Consider the following 19,355-nt stretch of genomic DNA (forward strand, 5'->3'; position numbering starts at 1 on the left):
ACGATGTTAGTGAGTAGACGAAAAGGACATGCAGCAAATCATATCGTCAGAATCAACGGAAAACGGATGGATCTCAAAGCATTAGAGCAAGTCATGATGCTTCATTTTCCGCTAAAGGAATGTGCAATCATTCCGAAGAAAAATCAAGAAGGCAGTCTATCGCTTGTGCTATTTGCACAGGCGAAGGACCCTTCGCTGACAAGAGAGGATCTGAAGAAAGGTCCGCTTCATCCTCATGAAGTGCCAGCCGCTCTCGTCTTATTACCTTCTTTGCCAAAGACAGAAAGTGGAGCAGTCGACAAAGAGGCACTGCTTTCAATTGAAATCATAGATCAAGAGGAATTAAGAAAGATAGAAGAGCGCACCAAAGCTATAGATGGTGTAGAGGAAGCGGCTGCTTTCATTGAAAGTCAGCCAGAAAAACGAACGCCCTATCACTTAGATGATCTGTTTCCTGATCGACAGCGTACCCAAGGGAATGTACCGCTTTCGAAAAGTGAAGCGAGCGAAACAAAACCATCATCTGTCCATGAGAAGCCGCCCGCACTTGTGTATGGCGGAGATGTGATCAAAAAACCAGGCACACCTGTCACACTGACAGAGGTGCTGATTCGATCAGCCTTTATGTCACCAGACCGCGGGGTGACCTATATGAAAGAAGACGGGCGTACGTTGACCCAAACCTATCCTGAATTACTAACAAGCGCTGAACGGGTTCTGTCCGGTTTAAGGGCAGCAGGACTGACAAACGGCGATCAAGTGTTACTTCAATTGAAAGATCATCAAGATTTTATCACGGTATTCTGGGGCTGTATACTCGGAGGAATCATTCCGACCCCGGTCTCTGTGCCTCCTGTTTATGATGAAATGAATCAAGGTGTGAATAAGCTGAAGGGCGTGTTTCAGCTGCAAAATGAACCTTTCATTATTACGAATGAAGCAAGTGCTGGGGACATTGCTGGGCTGCGTGAGACATTTGAAGCAAAGGTCATGCCTATCTTAACAATTGAAGCATTGCTGGCGTATGAACCAGATGAACAGCATTATGAGCCGGAGCCGGATGAGCCTGTGCTGCAGCTCCTGTCTTCAGGAAGTACGGGTGTTCCAAAGTGTATCCGTCATCATCATCAAAGCATTTTATCTAGAATTATGGCTTTTGAGCAGGTAAACGGCTTTACACATGAGGATGTGTCGCTTAACTGGATGCCGCTTGATCATGTTGGTGGAATTGTCATGTTTCATGTACATGACGTCTACCTTGGCTGCCAGCAGATTAGTCCATCCATCGATCAATTTATCGAGCGGCCGATGGTGTGGCTGGATTGGGTAGAAACATACGGTGTCACAAGAACATGGGCCCCAAACTTTGCTTTTGCCATGATGAATGAATATGAGGACGACATTCGTAAGGGGAGCTGGGACCTGTCTACTCTGACTTATATCATGAATGCAGCCGAAGCGGTTGTCCCGAAAGTCACGCAGCGCTTCATGCATATCATGAGTCAGCACGGATTAAGCCGTCATGCGATGGTACCTGCTTACGGCATGTCAGAAACATCCTCAGCCATTGTTCAGTCAAAGAAATTTATGCGGAACAGTGAACAGGATGGACAGCTGACGATCGATCAGACCTCGTTAACAAGTGAGATCGAATATGTGACGCACGATCATCCGAACAAGATGACGTTTACAGAAGTCGGCACGCCGATTCCTTCTGTATGGATTCGAATCGTAGATGAGCATCACGAAGTGCTGCCAGAAGATCAGGTTGGGCGCTTGCAAGTGAAGAGTCCAACAATTATGATGGGTTACTATCAAAATGAAGAAGCCAACCAAGAAGTTTTTGCGGAAAACGGCTGGTTTCACACAGGGGATTTAGGTTTTATTCATGAAGGGCGTCTCGTTCTGACAGGTCGAGAAAAAGACATCATTGTTATCAACGGCGCTAACTATTTGAATTACGAAATTGAAGCGGTTGTTGAAGAGGTGGACGGGGTTGAAGTCACCTTTGCCGCTGCGTACGGCATTTATAATCCCGAATCAAGCAATGACACGCTTGCCGTCTTTTTTGTCTCACAAAGGGATTCAATAGAGGAACAAATCACGATAATTCAACAGATGAGAGAGGCCATCATTCGAAAAATCGGAATAGAGCCTGATCACATCATTCCGGTGAAAAAAGACCAATTTCCAAAAACGGAGAGTGGGAAAATCCAGCGTGCCCAGTTAGGCGCAGCACTAAAAGATGGAGCATTCCGTGACATTGAACAGGCACTGGATCTTGCTTCTGAAAATGAACAAACACTCCCAGACTGGTTTTTCAAACGCATTTGGGCTAAGGAGCATATCGGTCCAACTCAGCCTTTTGCTGACCATGTTCTCGTTTTTGAGGATGAAAAAGGACTTTATCAATCGCTTTACGCACAATTTGAGCAAAAGAAACAGCCATATATTTCTGTGAGAAAAGGGCATGAATTTTTGCGTCTGTCCAAAGGGATGTACCAGATAAATCCGAGAATCAAGGGGGATTACGTCAGGCTCGTTGCCGCACTTGAAGCAGATGAACTAAAGACCGGGCGCATGCTCCATCTGTGGAATGTGTCAGACAAAGAAGACACCGTGGATCCTGCGCAGTTCAAAGAGCTGCATGCCAGCACGGGTCAATCCATTTTGTACTTGTATCAAGCATTGAGACAAGCAAATAAAGAGCCCATCCGTCTTGTCGTTGTGACAAAAGGTGGTCAATTTGTGAAGCCTGGAGACGATCTTCATGTGGAGAAAACGCCGCTTGTAGGCCTGCTAAAAACCATTCCGCAAGAATGGGAAGGAGCAGAGGTGTCTCATCTTGATATTGAAGCGGAGGATGTAGAACAGGATGCCAAGCATATTGCGGAAGAATTGTCTGCGATTCATATAAAAGCAGAGGTTTCTTACCGAAATGGGGACAGATTCGTACCAAAGCTGGAAAAAGTCAATATGATCGAAGCGCCTCAAACAGAAGGATTTTTAGAATATGAAGGTCTTTATTTATTGACTGGAGGACTTGGCGGAATTGGATTTGAGCTGTCTAAGCAGATGCTCCAATTTGGCTTAAAGCTCGTATTGATTGGGCGGACATCTCTGGAAGACAGCTTGGAAAAGAAAGAAGCCTTCTCACAGCTAAAAGATGTTGGTGACGTCATTTATATCCAAGCGGATGTGACCAACTTATGTGACGTTGAACAAGCGATTTATGAAGCAGAAAAGCATTTTGGACAATCGTTCCGGGGTGTGCTGCATTTGGCCGGTGCTGGTAATGTGTTTGAGCATTTTCAGCAGGCGGACAAGTATACACTGGCTCATACGTCAGAAGAGGATTTCACAAAAGAAATGTCAGGGAAAGCAGACGGGGCATGGGTCCTGCAGGAAGCCTTTAAGTATGATCCGACAGTACCGTTTGTCTTTTTTGGATCGGTCAATGGCTTTTTTGGCGGTACAACATTTGGGGCATACTCTGCGGCCAACAGCTTTTTAGATGGACTCGCGCACGCTCTCACCTTTCAAGAAGGAAGACGAGCAATCTCTTTGAACTTCAGTATGTGGGATAATCTCGGTTTGTCTAAGGGGCATACCGGAGCAGCTCTCACCGTTCGCAAGGGATTTCAATTGATTGGAAAGAAACAAGGTCTCCATTCATTATGTTTAGGTGTCCGGCTCAATGAAGCGCATCTATTTATTGGTCTGGACGGAGCAAACCCAGACATCGCCGGGTATCTTCAGCCAGCTCCAATACCGGTCTTTGAGAAAAAGCTTTTTTACACCGTTCAGCCTGGCAAAGAAGTGCATGTTGAAGAGATCACGAGCGCCGCAGCAGGCAAATGGGACATTCAGCAAGTACAGGAAATACCGAAAAAACAAGATGGCTTTATTGATCATGAAGCCCTCAAACTGAATCATCACAAAAATGGACAAAGTCTTGAAAAGCAATTACCAGAAACGAAGACAGAGCAGGTTCTTGCCGCCATATGGCAGGACATTTTAGATGTAGATCGCGTGTACAAAGAGGATCAATTCTTCGACCTTGGCGGACATTCACTAAAAGCGACTCAAACCATTTCCCGGATCAATCATGAATTTTCAATGAAGGCGCCTTTAAAAATATTATTTGAAAGCAAACATCTGGCACATCTGGCGCAAATGGTTGATGACATCAAAGGGGCGCCAGCCGTTCAGGAGGCTGAAATTCCAAAGCTTGAAAAGCAAACAAGCTATGAACTGTCTCATGCCCAGAAGCGTATTTGGTTCTTATCCACATTAGAAAAGAGCCATCATTACAATATATTAGGTGCTTGGAAGCTGACAGGATCATTACACATTCAAGCATTAACAAAAGCGATTGGTCTTTTAACAAAACGGCATGAAGCACTTCGGGCAGTATTTAAATCACTTGGCGGCAAGCCGGTCCAACTCATTCGAGAAGACCTTCCGCCATCTGTGACAGTGGCAAATTTCTCGTTATTTAATGAAAAAACAAGAGCGAGAAGACTCAAGCAGCTCATTCAGCAAGAGGCAGAACGTGTCTATGATTTAGAAAGAGGGCCTCTTGCGCAGTGGACGATAGTAGATATGGGCAAGGAGGAGTATTATCTCCTTTGCGCGCAGCACCACATCATTTCAGATGCATGGTCACTCAGCCTGCTCATTCAGGAATTAGAAGTGGCATATGACGCACTGCTTGCAGATGAAACGCCGCAGCTCCCAGCCTTAGAAATCGAATGGACAGACTATGTACATTGGGAGAATGAACAATTAAAGCATCATCAAAAAGACCAAACCTATTGGCTCAATACGTTACAAGGTGAACTTCCAGTGCTGGAGCTGCCGTTTGACCGTCCTCGTCCGCCGGTTCAAACATTTAACGGTGCTACAGAGCAAATTGTACTGGATGAACCGCTTATCCGACGCTTGCAGGCTTTGTCCAAAAAGCAGGGCACGACCTTGTTCATGACGATGCTGTCCGCGTACTACGTCCTGCTTCACAAGCTGTCCGGACAGACGGATATCATCATTGGATCGCCTATCGCGGGCCGGGATGCCAAGCAATCAGAGAAGCTTGTTGGGATGTTTGTGAATACACTTGCGCTGAGACAGGACGTCTCAACAGCAGAGACGTTCGCTGATCTCTTGGAAAACGTGAAAGAGATGACGTTAAAAGCCTTTGAGCATCAGCATTATCCATTTGACAAGCTTGTCGATGACCTTTCGTTAGATCGAGATTTAAGCCGGTCACCTATTTTTCAGGCGGCTATGGGGTATGTCACCGATTCGCTCGATGTAAACCTTAAAGGGCTGACAAGTGAACATGTGATGGTCCATCATACAGTATCTAAATTTGATCTCACCCTTCATATATTTGAACAGGAAGAGCAGCTGTCGATTCATGTGGAATACAATACGGATTTATTTGATCAAGAGACCATTCATCGTTATATGAACTATTATCTCCATGTGCTAGATGGCATGACGGCACAGCCTGAGCGTACATTTGCTGATTATTGCTTAATGGACAAAGTGGAACAGGCGGCCATGATTCTAGGAAAAAATCAAACAGATACGCCATATCCAAAGCGGACGCTTCAAGAATTGTTTGAAGAACAGGTGAAGCGTGATCCTTATCGTATTGCCTTGTCCTATATGGATGAACACATGACGTATGAAGCCTTGGATAAGAAGGCGACAAAGCTTGCTGCTTACTTGCAGTCAAAAGGAATTGGACCAGGCTCCCTTGTACCGATGCTATTTGATCGCTCCTTTGACATGATTGTGTCGGTACTAGGAATCATTAAATCTGGTGCTGCATATGTTCCGATGTCACCTGAATATCCTGATGCACGCATCCGTCTCATCGTTCGTGATACGCAAAGCGATGTGATCATCACCCAGTCTCATCTTGCAGATCGTCTAGTAGGCTTTACAGGTACAAGGATTATCATGGACAAGCCAATACGAGAAACAAATGCAGTGTATCAAAGAGAAGCATCCATCATAGGTGAAGACCAGATCGCCTATGTCAATTACACATCAGGCTCAACAGGTACACCAAAAGGCGTGATGCTCCCTCATGCAGGAGTTATCCGCTTAGTGAGAGAAACAAACTATATCAAGCTCGGTCCAGATGACAAAATGCTACAGCTCTCAAACTATGCTTTTGATGCCTTTACATTTGAATTATGGGGAATGCTGCTGAATGGCGGTCAGCTGATTCTGCTCCCAAAATATGCAGCACTGAATATGGAAGAATTAACGCAATTCATCAAAACGTATCAAGTGACAGCCAACTGTCTGCCAACCGCATTATTTAATCGACTGGTGGAGCACGATCCAAAAAGTGTGGCAGGCTACCGCACATTACTCGTTGGCGGGGAAGCCATGTCTAGTGAGCATGCACGAAAGGCACTGCCGCATATGGAAGGTGTGCTTGTCAATGCTTACGGTCCAACAGAAAACACGACATTAGCCACAACACATCAAGTCACACACGTGCCAGCAGGCGCAAAATCAGTTCCAATTGGTGTGCCGGTGTCGAACTCAACTGTTGTCATACTAGACGAAGCGCTCAATCCAGTACCAGCAGGCGTCAAAGGAGAAATTTATATCGGCGGAACCGGCCTTGCGAAAGGCTACCTTCATGATCCAGAGCAGACAAAGGAGCGGTTTATTGACAATCCTTTTCCTGAACTAAAGGGAGACAAGCTGTATCGTTCAGGCGACCTTGGTACATGGCGGTCAGATGGCACCATTGAATATCTCGGCCGAAAGGATCACCTGGTGAAAATTAGAGGCTACCGTATTGAATGCGGAGAAATTGAGACAGCCCTGCTCAAGCATCCACAAATCAAAGAATGTACAGTCATCGCCAAAACGTATGGCAGCTCAAAACGGCTGGCGGCCTACCTTGTGACAGATGGAGAAAACCCTGTTCCGAGCTGGAAAGCCTTTTTGCAGGAAAGCCTGCCAGGCTATATGATTCCAAGTTACTTTGTCGTACTGGATGAAATGCCGGTGACAACGAACGGGAAGGTTGATCAAAAAGCACTGCCAGAGCCAACAGAAACAATCACCCTTTCACATGATGACGACAAACCGGTCACCGAAACGGAAGAGCGGATTGTCGCCGCTTTCAAGGAAGTGCTTGGTGTGAAGCAAGTAGGTATGTATGACTCCTTCTTTGATTTGGGCGGCGATTCCATTATGAGTATTCAGGCTGTGGCCAAATTAAAAGAAAAAGGTGTTCGAGTTGATCCAAAATGGATTTTCATGCACCCGTCGCCTGCGCAATTAGCCGCACATTTGGACGCAGTGCCAGAAGCCGCTGAGAACGTCGAAAGGTCTCCGAAGGACTACGTGATCGAGCTGAAAAAAGGCGATCCAGCCGAACCGAGAATATTCTTTGCACCGCCTGCTGGTGGAACGGTGATGGGCTATATTGATGTTACTAAGCTCATGACACATCAAGGTGCTGTGTATGCCTTGCAGTCTCCTGGCCTATATGAGGATGAAGAGCCGCAATTCCTCCATTACACGGAGCTTGTAACCCTTTTTATTGAAGCTATTGAGACGTTCTACCGTCCGGGGATTGACTATCTCGCAGGGCATTCAATGGGCGGGCATCTTGCCTACGGAATGAATCAGCGGCTCTGCCATGCAGGGAAAGCACCGAAAGGGCTCATCATTTTAGATACGGTGCCAGTGCTAAGAGATGAGGCAGATCAGGCACTTCATGCCGATATGAACGAAGAAGAAGTGAAAATGCTCGCGCTTGTCCTTGGAATGGGGAATCTGGTCGGCATTCAGCCAGAAGCTTTACAAGGATTGACCTTCCAAGAAGTGAAGCAGAAAATTCTCAAAGAGGCAGAAAAGGATGAAGTTGTTCATCAATTCATGAATGATCAATATTTAGATAAATATTTGCAAATGCAAACGCATAATACGATCATGTCACAAGCCATTGAATTAGAAAAAGAACCATTCCCTGTGCCATTTTATATTGTCCAAAGCAGTGATCACGCAAGCGATTTCCAGAAGAAGTTCGCAGACTGGGAGGCTTATACGAAAGAGTCGTGCTCGTATTACCACATCAAAGGCGACCATGTCACCATGATGAAAAGACCGCAGGCAGATGAACTGGCACGGATTCTTCAAACGATTATAAAGGGGTAAAGACGTATGAATCAGTTATTGAAAACCTTTGAAAAAAAATCAGATCTCATTCAGCTTATTTGTTTTCCTTTTGCCGGCGGATATTCCGCCTCATACCGTCCGCTCTTTGAACAGCTAAAAGACGTGGCCGAAATCACAGCAGCAGAGCCCCCAGGGCACGGCACCAATCTCATGCCGCTTGAATCAAGCATTGACCGGCTGGCAGAGCTGTACAAAGAAGGACTCACGAACAAATTGAACCGCCCATTTATTCTGTTCGGACATTCAATGGGTGGGCTTGTGGTATACAGACTAACCCAGCTGCTAGAAAAGGAAGGAATTTATCCTGCAGCAGTGGTGATCTCAGCCATTCAGCCTCCACAAACAAAACGGCAGATGCTGACGCATTTATCCAACGAAGCATTTGTACAGCATATTGCCGAAATGGGCGGGATTCCAAAGGAATTACTAGAGAACAAACCAATGATGGATTACTTTACACCGTCCTTACGTGCAGACTACCGGGCACTGGAAACCTTCCAGCACACAGATCAATCGATCATCGACACACCTGTTTATTTATTCAATGGGAAGCAAGATGAGAAATGCATGCAGGATGCAAGCGGCTGGCTAAAATGGGCAAAAACCATCGAGCGCACTAATTTCGATGGAGGCCACATGTATATCAACACACACCTTGAGCAATTTGCAGAAGAGATGAGACATGTCATTGAGCTTACAGCCAAGCAGCAATTGATTAGACATTAAAAAGAAAGCGGCCCTCTTTAATGAGGCCGCTTTTACTTATGAATGCTGTTTCTTCACCACATTCCCGCCAATCACCCCGCCAATGACCAGCACCCCTCCGATGAGATGATACCAATCAATCGTTTCGTGTAAAATGAGAACCCCGGCGGCGACCGTGATAAACGCGGATAAATTGTTAAAGATGCTGACCTTTGCCGCTTCTAGCTGCGAGAGTGCATAGTTTGATAGATATGCGGTAAGAAGAGATGAAAGAATACCTAAAAAGAGCATCGACCATACAAAGGATGCTTCTGTAAATGGACTGAAAAACTCCGGCAATGACCCATTGATCGAATGCCGGATAAGCGCGGCGGCATTGAAAAAGACAAAGCCAAAGAAGGTCATCACAAAGGTGAGTTCGATCACATGGAATCGTTTTGTAATCACTCTGGCAAACACACTATATGCACTGGAGGACAGGGCTGAAAGTAAAATCAGCACATAGCCGATGAAATGAGAATGCTTGACATCAATTCCCTTCATGACAAAGAGAAGCATCACCCCGCACACAGAAAGAAAGGTAAACAGCACTTGTATCCATGTCGCACGTTCCTTTAAAAACCAGGCTGCCAGCAGCATCGTCAGAATGGGAATCGTCGCTTGAATGATGCCAGCCTCTGAAGAAGATGTATACATCAATCCCCACACTTGAAAAGCAAAGAACAAAACAGGATAAAGCAAGGAAAACGGTACGATATAAATGAGATCACGCCATTGAATGGATAAGCGATACTTTTTTCGTAGAAACGGATACAGCAATAGAGCGGCAGCAAAAGAAACGGTAAAGCGGTGTGCCAATAAATCGATTGGGTTTGCTGATTCTAATGCTATTTTGACAAACAAAAAGGAAAAGCCAATGATAGAGGCGTATGCGATCGCGGCAGCATACGCTTTTTGTTTTGACATATTCATAACGTGACTCCTTACATGAGCATGCATGCTTCAAATGAATTGACCGGTTCTGTTCTTCTATCGTAATCGGATCATCTAACGTGTACAATAAGAGAACATGATATCTGTACCGGTACAAGGAGGAAAAGGTGTGAGGAAATATGATCAGCTTGTCTTGAGCTTAAAAGAAAAAATGGATTCTGGTGAGTACAGTGCTGGGATGAAAATTCCATCCATTCGCCACTTAGCGGCTCAATATGCAGTGAGTAAAAGCACTGTCATCAAGGCGCTGGATACATTGGAGCGTGAACATCTGCTGTATTCTGTAGAAAGAAGCGGTTATTATGTCGTGAAAACGAAGCAGCGAGCAGACAAGCAGGACGGCACATGGATTGATTTTGCTTCATCTGCACCTGATCCCGTTGTGTTTCCATATGTCGATTTCCAGCACTGCATCAACCAAGCGATCGATTTATATCAAAATGACTTATTTATTTACGGCACAGCCAACGGCTTACCATCACTGCTGCCAGTCATTTCAAAGCGATTAATGGATTATCAAGTGTTTGCTCATCCAGAACAGATCGTCATGACCTCTGGTATTCAGCTCGCTTTATCCATTTTAAGCACCATTCCTTTTCCGAATGGAAAACAAACCATACTAGTCGAACAGCCGGGTTATCACTTATATCTCCAATATTTAGAGAAAAATCAATTGCCTGTGCGCGGAATTCAGCGGACGGAAAAAGGGATCGATCTTATCGAATTAGAGCGTATCTTTCGAGAAGAGGAGATTCGTTTTTTCTATACGATGCCAAGATTTCAAAACCCGCTTGGAACGAGTTTATCAAAACGAGAAAAAAGAGCGATTGCAGCCCTTGCTGAGAAATATGATGTCTACATTGTTGAGGATGATTATATAGCAGATTTAGAATTCGACACAAAAAGAGACCCGATCTACTCGTACGATCAGGCAGGAAAGGTCATTTATTTGAAAAGCTTTTCTAAAATCATTTTTCCGGGGCTGCGAACAGGAGCGGTCGTCTTACCTGAAGAACTGATTCGGCCTTTTAGCGAACACAAACGGCTGATTGATATCGACAGCTCTATGCTGTCCCAGGCAGCCTTAGAAATATATTTAAAAAGCGGGATGTTTGAGCGGCATAGAGACAGGATGCGGGCGACCTATCGAAACCGCTCCAAGCAGCTCGTGGCAAGATTAAAAAATGATCAGAGCGCTTATCAGCTGGGAGAACAGGAGCCGGCTACCCATACACATTTACGTGTCGACCGGTCGATTCCCATGAACCAGGTTATTCAGCAGCTGAAAAAGGCATCTGTTTCCATTCAGCCAATTGACCGTTATTACCTGTCGGCCTATCAAAAGGACCCCATTCTTCAGCTGAACATTTGGCAGGTGAAAGAAGAGCAGATCACACGCGGAGTCGATCTATTAAAGACGGTATTTCAGCAAAGCACGCGTTATTAAAGGCGGGACAGTATATCGCTGCAAGTGAGTCTCTCAACGCTTTCAGCCGCAGCAGGTTTTCGTGTGCATACCGCCATTTGGTAGGCAGGGTCAAGTGAGTATGTTTGAACAAAGCAAGGCGCTTCATGATCAGGTAATGTTAACGCAGCCTGTCCATCCTCTGACAGACGGGCTGTAAAGGACGAAAGCCCATAGGATAATCCTTTTCCAGTCAGCTTGATAAAGGCCTCCTTCATTGACCAAAGATGAAAGAAATAGGCTTCCTGCCGTTCTGCCGGCTGTGAGAGTAAATCCTGATACTCATCCGCTGAAAAAAATCGTTTGGCAATCGCCAGATCAATAGGCTTGATTTCCTCAATATCAATGCCCACAGGTGCATCATCTACTGCGCAAACGACCCAATCGCCAGAGTGAGAAAGATTAAAATGAAAAGAAGGAAGCTGCCGGACGACAGGCTTGCCATTGCCCTCAGTTTCAAAAACGATCCGATCCATAGGCAGATCGTACATATCATGGATCGTTTGACGAACCAGCACCTCACCTAACAAGGTTCTTCTTGCATCGATCAAAAAACGAAAGCGTTCAGCCGCAGCACGCTTTTCAGATGACACAAAGGGTTTCAGCCGCTCTATTTGTTGTTGTGCATCAATTTCATCTAAGTGTTGTAATTTGATAGCAAATATCTTCATAACGAACCTCTAATTTTTTACATTGATTGTACCATTGAAGAGTGCCGCTTAAAAGGGTCCATTAACGTAAAGAGGCAGCGAGCCTCGCTGTTTTACGTCTGTTTCACGATGTGAACACCATTCGGATCAGTTGTATCAACTCCATCATCATCTGTCATAATCACGTTAAGCAGGGAAAGCTGTTCACCTTTTTGCCAGTGAATGGGCTGATGCAAAGGTGCTAGCAGCTGATCGACTTTAGGTGTCTGTGACAAATCAGGAACAGCAATTGTCATAGCATGCAGCGCATCGGTTCCAGTTTCAATGACATCTGTACGGCGCTGTAATTCAAGCCTTAAACGAAGAGGTGTCGAAAGAAACGTTCTCCGTTCCCCAGCTTGGATTGGCCAGTTTAGTTCTTTAGCTTGTGCAAGCAGTTGATCATATTTTTCGTCTGAGACAAGAAAGCCGATGTGATCAAAAAGGACTTTTTTGCTATAGCCAAATGTGATATTGATCTGTCCTTTTCTCATTTCGATGATTCGAAAAGTCGGCTGCTTTTCTCTAAAATCATCCTATGTCAGCGGGGGATGATAGGAGCCATCCTTTGTGAAACGGCCTTTAACCTCAAAGCCTAGCGAACGATATGTTTGTTCTGTCTCTTCAACAAATGGTGTCCAGTAATGATAGTGGAAAAGCTGCATAGGTCTCATCTCCAGTATGTGAATATTCTGTTTATTTATTTTAGCACAAGAAAAGCCATTCTAATTATAGAATGGCTTGCTTTCATCTTGTAAGGGTTTGAACAGGTTTTTCTGCTGTTTTTGTAATGAGCAGCTGCAGGAGCCGTGTTGATTGCGGCAAGGAGAAACGAAGGACAAGACCTGTGAAGATCGCAGTCAAAATCGTTCCAATGCCAATCGGTCCACCGAGCATCCATGCAAACAAAAGCACTGTTAACTCAATGCCATTTCGAACCCACTGTACGTTCAGCCCCGTTTTCGCTGAGATGAGCAGCATTAATGAGTCCCGTGGCCCAGCGCCAAGATTGGCTGAAACATAAATGCCAACGCCATATCCAGAAACAACAACACCTGTAATAAATATATATAAGGCCGGAAAATAACCGTGTGGCGCAGGTAATATCGCATTAAAGAAATCAATAAACACGCCAATCAGCACCATGTTCAGTAATGCGCCGACCTTTGGAAATGATTTCGTAAAAACAGAAGTCAGTGTCACAATGAGTGCACCAATAATGATGGACCACTGTCCAATCGTGAGTCCAAAATGCTGAAACAGTCCGTAGTGGAAAGCGTCCCAAGGACCAATCCCAAGGATCTTCCCTTTCACTGTCAGCGATAGTCCAAAAGCTAGTACGATCAATCCAACAAAATAAAAAAACCAACGTAAAAGATGTTCCCGCTTCAAAAGCATTCCCTTCTTTCTTAAACACTCGATTTCCATCGTAACATACTCTCACTCCCCTTTAAATGGCTTTGCTCAATTGTAATCGCTTACTTCAAAAAAAGAATTTTGTCGAATTGTAAGGGTCAAAACATCAAAACAGGCAGCAAGACTTTCGGATTGTTTTTTTTAGCAAAAGAAGCCATTAATTTCCGCATTTTAAGAGAAAAAGAAAATAATTCAATATATTTTCCCAAAAAAATAATCTGCACCAATTAAAGAATAATTATCTTTAAATAGAAGAGATTGTATATAAATTATGTCATTAGACCTGTTTGAAGGAAAAGGAAAATGCGGAGGTATACGATAAAAAAGGTCATTTTATTGGAAAAAACATAGGTGAATCAAACATCGAGAAGTGTATGTTACTAAATGACTATTTTTGTCGAAAATAGTCATTTAGTCATGTTGAGGCATTTGAAATGTTACTGATATTCTTTACCAAAGTGTGGGAGGTGAACTGGTACATACCATTACGATATGAAGCGAGAAAAAGGGGAGGTCAAAGAATGAACTTATTAAAAAGAACGAGTCAATTATTTCTTATATTGGTGCTGATCGTTGGAAATTTATTAACGGTCTCACCAGCTGTTACGAAAGCCGCTGGGACGGTGGTTGTCAATAACACGGATTCATATATTATTGGGAGTAGACCGCTAGTTCTTCAGCAGCTTGATGGGAATAATCCAACAAACGTAAAAGCTAGTGTACAGGTGAAGGGAATCGATATAGGTGCAGTGAATGGTGTTGCTGTAAGTGATCGAGAAAATGTTGTGTATGCATTTGCAAATAGCACTACCCCTACTCTATATAAAATAAATGCGACATCAGGACAAGCAGAGAGTGTAGCCCAATTACCAGAAGGTGCTTCTAATGCCGTTGTGTATCAAGATAAATATATATATTCTTACGCTTCTAATGGTGAGTATTTCCTTGGAACATACGATTTAGTTACGAAGAAAAAAACGGCCAAAAAAATTGTAGGCTATGACATTGGTTCTGGCGTTGGCGGAGATCTTGTCGTTGATAAGGACGGCTATCTTTGGTTCGCATCAAATGGCAGTGGAGCCATTGCGCAAATGAACCCTGATACAGCAGAAGTCATTCGTGTCATTCCGATTAAAAATGCGGATGGTAAAACGATTGAAGGAGGCGTTCGGGGGATTAGCTTTTTGCCAAATGGACAAATGCTATTACAGTCAGGGTTAAATGAATCCATTGGTCATTCAACTCTTTTTACACTTGATGCGAAAACATTAAGTACAACATATATGGGCACTGTAGGTGATTCATTATCTTACGACCTAGCTTCACGTGTAAAACCAGAATTTGATCCATATCCTCCAGAGCTTGAATCTGAAAAATCAGTTGTCTTACAGAAAAAAGCAGAGGGTAACACAGATGAGAAGCATCCAGAAGTAGGCGACACGTTACTTTATACAATTAAAACAAAAAATACTGTGCAATATGGTATTGTCAAAAATCTGATCATATCTGATAACCTGCCAAGCAGCTTAACGTATGTTTCAGGGTCGCTTAAGGTGGATGGAACAAGCGTAACAGATGAAAAAGATCAAGACAAAGGTGATTATACAAACGGCACTGTTTCAGGTCAAATAGGTGACGTGAAAGATACCGATTGGCACACAGTGACATTTGAAGCGACGGTAGGCAAAGGTCAGGCAGGCAAAGATATTCAAAATACCGCGAATGTCAAAGGGGAAAACACACCACCGGACAAACCAACAACAAACATAGAAATTTACCCGCGTGACCCAAAGCTTGAATCAGAAAAATCAGCCGTCTTACAGAAAAAAGCAGAAGGTAACACAGATGAGAAGCATCCAGAAGTAGGCGACACATTACTGTATACCATTCAAGCCCGTAATGCTGTTGAAGACAGCGTCATTGAAGATCTTGTGATTTCTGACAAGTTACCTCAAGGGTTATCATATGTACCAAATTCTCTACAGATAGATGGAAATCCAGTCACAGATACAAAAGATGATGACAACGGTGATATGACAGACGGAACTGTCACTGGAACGTTCGGTGAAGTGAAAGATGCGAAATGGCATACAGTGACGTTCGAAGTGACGATTAACAAAGGGCAGGCAGGCAAAGACATTCAAAATACAGCCAATGTCACAAGCGGCAACACACCGCCAGATGAACCGACAACGAATGTAGAAATTTATCCGCGTGACCCGAAGCTGACCTCTGAAAAATCAGCCGTCTTGCAGAAAAAAGCAGAAGGTAACACAGATGAGAAGCATCCAGAGGTTGGTGACACTCTTCTTTATACAATTAAAACAAAGAATACGAAAGAAGACAGTCACGTTGAAAACTTAGTGATCTCAGATGAACTGCCGGAAGGATTGGCGTATGTACCGAATTCACTACAGGTGGATGGAGATACAGTCACAGACGCAAAGGATGACGATAACGGAGACTTTACAAACGGAACCGTTTCAGGACAATTTGGCGACATTAAGGATACAGATTGGCATACGGTGACGTTTGAAGTGACGGTTGAAAAAGGACAATCTGGTAAAGACATTCAAAATACAGCCAATGTCACAGGCGGCAACACACCGCCGGATAAGCCGACAACAAAAACAGAAATCTATCCGCGTGATCCAAAGCTTGAATCAGAAAAATCAGCGGTCTTGCAGAAAAAAGCAGAAGGTAACAAAGATGAGAAACACCCAGAAGTAGGTGATACCCTTCTTTATACAATTAAAACAAAAAACACGATAGAAGACAGCCTTGTTGAAAATCTAGTAATCTCAGATCAATTACCAAAAGGACTGAAGTATGTCACGGGATCTCTTCAGGTTGATGGAGAATCTGTCACGGATGTAAAAGACGATGATAGCGGAGACTACACAGATGGAAAGGTTACAGGTTCTTTTGGTGATGTGAAGGATACGGACTGGCACACCGTGACGTTTGAAGTAACAGTTGAAAAGGGACAGGCTGGTCAAGACATTCAAAACACAGCCAGCGTCACAGGCGAAAACACACCGCCAGAAGAGCCAACGACAGAAACAAAAATTTACCCTCGTGACCCAAAACTAACATCAGAAAAATCAGCGGACATTCAAAAGAAGGCAGAGGGCAACACAGATAAAAAGACACCACAGGTAGGCGATACCCTTCTGTATACAATCAAAACAAAGAATCTTGAAGAAGACAGCATCGTCAACAATCTCGTGATTTCCGATGAATTGCCAGAAGGTCTTCAATATGTCGAAGGGTCATTAAAAGTAGATGGACAAGCTGTTACAGATGCAAAAGATGACGACAACGGAGACTACACAAAAGGCACAGTAACCGGTCAAATTGGCGATATCAAAGATACGGACTGGCATACAGTGACCTTTGAAGCGAAAGTCGCTAAAGGCCAATCAGGTAAAAGCATTCAAAACACAGCGAAAGTAACAGGCGAAAACACACCGCCAGATGAACCAACGACCGAAACAAAAATTGGACCAAGAGATCCAAAGCTTGAATCAGAAAAAACATCTGAAATCTCTCAAAAAGCAGAAGGCAATACAGATGAAAAACAAGTACAGGCAGGCGACACTCTTCTTTACACCATCAAAACAAAAAATAGTGTAGAAGACAGTGTCATCAAAGATCTAGTCATCACAGATAAGCTGCCGGAAGGTCTTCAATATGTCGAAGGTTCATTAAAAGTAGATGGACAAACCGTCACAGATGCAAAAGATGACGACAACGGAGATTACACAAAAGGCAAAGTAACTGGTCAATTTGGCGATATCAAAGATAACGATTGGCATACCGTAACGTTTGAGGCGAAGGCTGTCAAAGGATCTGAAGGTAAAACCATTCAAAATATTGGAGTCGTGAAGGGTGAGAATGTAGATGAACCAGACAAACCTGAAAACTCAACGACAGTAGAACCACCGAATGTGCCAGAAGTGCCAGCAAATCCAGATCAACCTTCTGATCCACAACAGGATACACCTGGACATCATCTTCCGAATACTGCAACAGCAATGTACAACCTTTTACTAGCAGGATTTGCCCTTGTATTAATAGGTGCATCCCTTATTGTATGGAAAAGAAGAAAAAGAAACGGATAATCGTCCATGGTTCAAAAAATCATCTCAACTCTATTGATTACAGCAGGTATTTGTCTTGTGATCATAGGATATATAAGGATCGTTGATGGACAAAGGCAAGTAGATCAATCTTTCCAGTCTGCACAAGCAGCCATTCAGCAAAAGGGGGAAACGGATTCCCCTTTTGTTCCAAAGGCTGGTGAAACCATTGGACTCTTACACATTCCAAAGTTAAACGCTGAGTTACCAATTGTAGAAGGAACAGAAGCAGAGGACTTGGCAAAGGGTGTTGGTCATTATCATGAGAGCAATTTACCAAATGAACAGGGACAAATCGTTTTATCTGGGCATCGTGATACTGTGTTTAGACGAACAGGAGAACTTGTGAAAGGGGATCAACTCGTCATTGAGCTTTCATACGGTCGGTTTACCTATGAAATTGAGAAAACAAAGATTGTAAAAAAAGATGATCAAAGTATTATTACACTACAACAGGAAAAGGAAGAACTTGTCCTGACAACATGCTATCCTTTTTCTTTCATTGGTCCTGCACCAAACAGATATATCATATATGGAAAGCGTGTTTAACCACTGGATCAGCCTGCAACTTATCCTTTCACTAACCGATTAAAGCGCTTCATTCCTTGATAAAGAGGGAATTGCCTATATCTAGAGATGCAGGAGGGGGGTCAATTTGTTAAATCAAGACTATGTAAGATATATAGATAACTTTGGAAGAATTGTTCTTCCGACAGATATAAGAAAACGGCTAAAAATTCTTCCGCAAGATTTTATGGAGATTTATCGAGAAGAAGACCAAATTGTGATGAAGCCATATTGGCAGGACAAACCTTGTATCGTCACAGGGGAAGTGACAAACTCCAATAAGGTGCTATCCGGCGGGGTGGTCATCAGTCCAGAGGGAGCGAGACTGCTCCTGCAGGATTTACTGGCGCTTCGCCTGCAAAAAGAGATATAAAAAAAGGCTGTTCTCACCACGTGAGAACAGCCTTTTTTCATCATACTGGATTTAATATCCGGTTTAAGAATTGTTTTGTTCGTTCTTCCTTTGGTCGTTTGAAGATTTCTTCCGGGGGACCTTGTTCGACGATGACGCCGCCATCAATAAAAATCACTTCGTCTGCTACTTCTTGGGCAAACTTGATTTCATGTGTGACAACTGCCATGGTCCAGCCTTCCTTCGCTAGATCCTTCATGACCTTTAAGACTTCCCCGACAAGCTCAGGGTCAAGCGCAGAGGTTGGTTCATCAAAAAGCATGAGCTCTGGCTGAATGGCAAGTGCACGGGCAATCCCGACACGCTGCTTTTGACCGCCTGAGAGCTGGAATGGATACAGATCCTTTTTATCTTCCAGACCGACCTTTTGCAAGAGCTGAATGGCTTCCTTTCGAACCGTTTCCTTTGGACGGCGCTGCACCTGAACAGGACCTTCCATCACATTTTCAAGCACTGTACGGTGAGGAAACAGGTGATAATCCTGAAACACCATTCCTGATTTCCGGCGTAACTTCAGGAGATCAGCTGATTTATTTTTTTTCGAAAAATCAATCGAGAAATCATCGAAGGTAAAGGAGCCGCCATTTGGTATTTCAAGTGCATTTAAACAGCGAAGCATCGTTGTTTTTCCTGAACCAGATGGACCGAGAATGGCCACAACCTGCCCTTTGTTGATCGAAAAATCAATCGACTTTAAAATTTCGTTTTCACCAAAGGATTTCTTGAGACCTTTGACTGTTAGCATG

General features: G+C 43.9%; 12 protein-coding genes. 6 read left to right on the plus strand and 6 right to left on the minus strand.

The features are described from left to right. Window positions 1-3 precede the first annotated feature (3 nt). Together MHH65_RS02000 and MHH65_RS02005 are read left to right on the plus strand one after the other, a co-directional pair. On the plus strand, window positions 4-8,199 hold the full coding sequence (locus MHH65_RS02000) for a non-ribosomal peptide synthetase (protein WP_268414330.1): 8,196 nt from the start codon (window positions 4-6) through the stop codon (window positions 8,197-8,199). Window positions 8,200-8,205: 6 nt separating this feature from the next. Next, window positions 8,206-8,946, plus strand: coding sequence for an alpha/beta fold hydrolase (locus MHH65_RS02005; RefSeq protein ID WP_034284180.1), 741 nt, complete (start codon window positions 8,206-8,208; stop codon window positions 8,944-8,946). A 36-nt stretch (window positions 8,947-8,982) separates the two neighbouring features. On the opposite strand, the gene MHH65_RS02010 is transcribed toward MHH65_RS02005, so the two are convergent. After that, window positions 8,983-9,897, minus strand: coding sequence for a DMT family transporter (locus tag MHH65_RS02010; RefSeq protein WP_098677305.1), 915 nt, complete (start codon window positions 9,895-9,897; stop codon window positions 8,983-8,985). Between the two features lie 130 nt (window positions 9,898-10,027). Here MHH65_RS02010 and MHH65_RS02015 point away from each other — a divergent pair, with 130 nt between their 5' ends. Further along, window positions 10,028-11,365, plus strand: coding sequence for a PLP-dependent aminotransferase family protein (locus MHH65_RS02015; RefSeq protein WP_098677304.1), 1,338 nt, complete (start codon window positions 10,028-10,030; stop codon window positions 11,363-11,365). Here the strand turns inward: MHH65_RS02015 and MHH65_RS02020 are convergent. From MHH65_RS02020 to MHH65_RS02035, 4 genes are all read right to left on the minus strand, one after another. Beyond that, on the minus strand, window positions 11,362-12,054 hold the full coding sequence (locus tag MHH65_RS02020; protein ID WP_098677303.1) for a 4'-phosphopantetheinyl transferase superfamily protein: 693 nt from the start codon (window positions 12,052-12,054) through the stop codon (window positions 11,362-11,364). The two genes, MHH65_RS02015 and MHH65_RS02020, sit on opposite strands and share 4 nt — an antisense overlap. A gap of 92 nt (window positions 12,055-12,146) precedes the next feature. Next, complete coding sequence (locus MHH65_RS02025; RefSeq protein ID WP_255290983.1) at window positions 12,147-12,566, minus strand: hypothetical protein; 420 nt, start codon at window positions 12,564-12,566, stop codon at window positions 12,147-12,149. 42 nt (window positions 12,567-12,608) lie between these two features. After that, window positions 12,609-12,737 (minus strand): hypothetical protein, encoded by a 129-nt coding sequence (locus tag MHH65_RS02030; protein ID WP_255290982.1) that lies wholly within the window; start codon window positions 12,735-12,737, stop codon window positions 12,609-12,611. A gap of 82 nt (window positions 12,738-12,819) precedes the next feature. Beyond that, window positions 12,820-13,464, minus strand: coding sequence for a YitT family protein (locus MHH65_RS02035; RefSeq protein WP_046314013.1), 645 nt, complete (start codon window positions 13,462-13,464; stop codon window positions 12,820-12,822). A 545-nt stretch (window positions 13,465-14,009) separates the two neighbouring features. Between MHH65_RS02035 and MHH65_RS02040 the strand changes: the two genes are divergently transcribed. From MHH65_RS02040 to MHH65_RS02050, 3 genes are all read left to right on the plus strand, one after another. After that, window positions 14,010-17,612: an isopeptide-forming domain-containing fimbrial protein gene (locus tag MHH65_RS02040; RefSeq protein WP_098677302.1), complete on the plus strand. Its 3,603-nt coding sequence runs from the start codon at window positions 14,010-14,012 to the stop codon at window positions 17,610-17,612. 6 nt (window positions 17,613-17,618) lie between these two features. Continuing rightward, entirely contained in the window at window positions 17,619-18,179 is a 561-nt protein-coding gene (locus MHH65_RS02045; protein WP_034283766.1) for a class D sortase, read from the plus strand. A gap of 106 nt (window positions 18,180-18,285) precedes the next feature. Continuing rightward, a complete protein-coding gene (locus MHH65_RS02050; protein ID WP_034283768.1) occupies window positions 18,286-18,570 on the plus strand; it encodes an AbrB/MazE/SpoVT family DNA-binding domain-containing protein in 285 nt (94 codons plus the stop codon). A 40-nt stretch (window positions 18,571-18,610) separates the two neighbouring features. Here the strand turns inward: MHH65_RS02050 and MHH65_RS02055 are convergent, their stop codons facing one another. Further along, window positions 18,611-19,354: an amino acid ABC transporter ATP-binding protein gene (locus tag MHH65_RS02055; protein ID WP_024424287.1), complete on the minus strand. Its 744-nt coding sequence runs from the start codon at window positions 19,352-19,354 to the stop codon at window positions 18,611-18,613. Window position 19,355 lies beyond the last annotated feature (1 nt).

The organism is Bacillus sp. FSL L8-0654, assembly GCF_038629965.1.
Taxonomy (GTDB): Bacteria; Bacillota; Bacilli; order Bacillales; family Bacillaceae; genus Bacillus; species Bacillus safensis.

Bases quoted from the DNA above. Each gene is read 5' to 3' on its own strand.
- MHH65_RS02000 (WP_268414330.1), top strand. From the start codon at position 4: ATGTTAGTGAGTAGACGAAAAGGACATGCAGCAAATCATATCGTCAGA.
- MHH65_RS02005 (WP_034284180.1), top strand. From the start codon at position 8,206: ATGAATCAGTTATTGAAAACCTTTGAAAAAAAATCAGATCTCATTCAG.
- MHH65_RS02010 (WP_098677305.1), bottom strand. From the start codon at position 9,897: ATGAATATGTCAAAACAAAAAGCGTATGCTGCCGCGATCGCATACGCC.
- MHH65_RS02020 (WP_098677303.1), bottom strand. From the start codon at position 12,054: ATGAAGATATTTGCTATCAAATTACAACACTTAGATGAAATTGATGCA.
- MHH65_RS02025 (WP_255290983.1), bottom strand. From the start codon at position 12,566: ATGAGAAAAGGACAGATCAATATCACATTTGGCTATAGCAAAAAAGTC.
- MHH65_RS02030 (WP_255290982.1), bottom strand. From the start codon at position 12,737: ATGCAGCTTTTCCACTATCATTACTGGACACCATTTGTTGAAGAGACA.
- MHH65_RS02040 (WP_098677302.1), top strand. From the start codon at position 14,010: ATGAACTTATTAAAAAGAACGAGTCAATTATTTCTTATATTGGTGCTG.
- MHH65_RS02045 (WP_034283766.1), top strand. From the start codon at position 17,619: ATGGTTCAAAAAATCATCTCAACTCTATTGATTACAGCAGGTATTTGT.
- MHH65_RS02055 (WP_024424287.1), bottom strand. From the start codon at position 19,354: ATGCTAACAGTCAAAGGTCTCAAGAAATCCTTTGGTGAAAACGAAATT.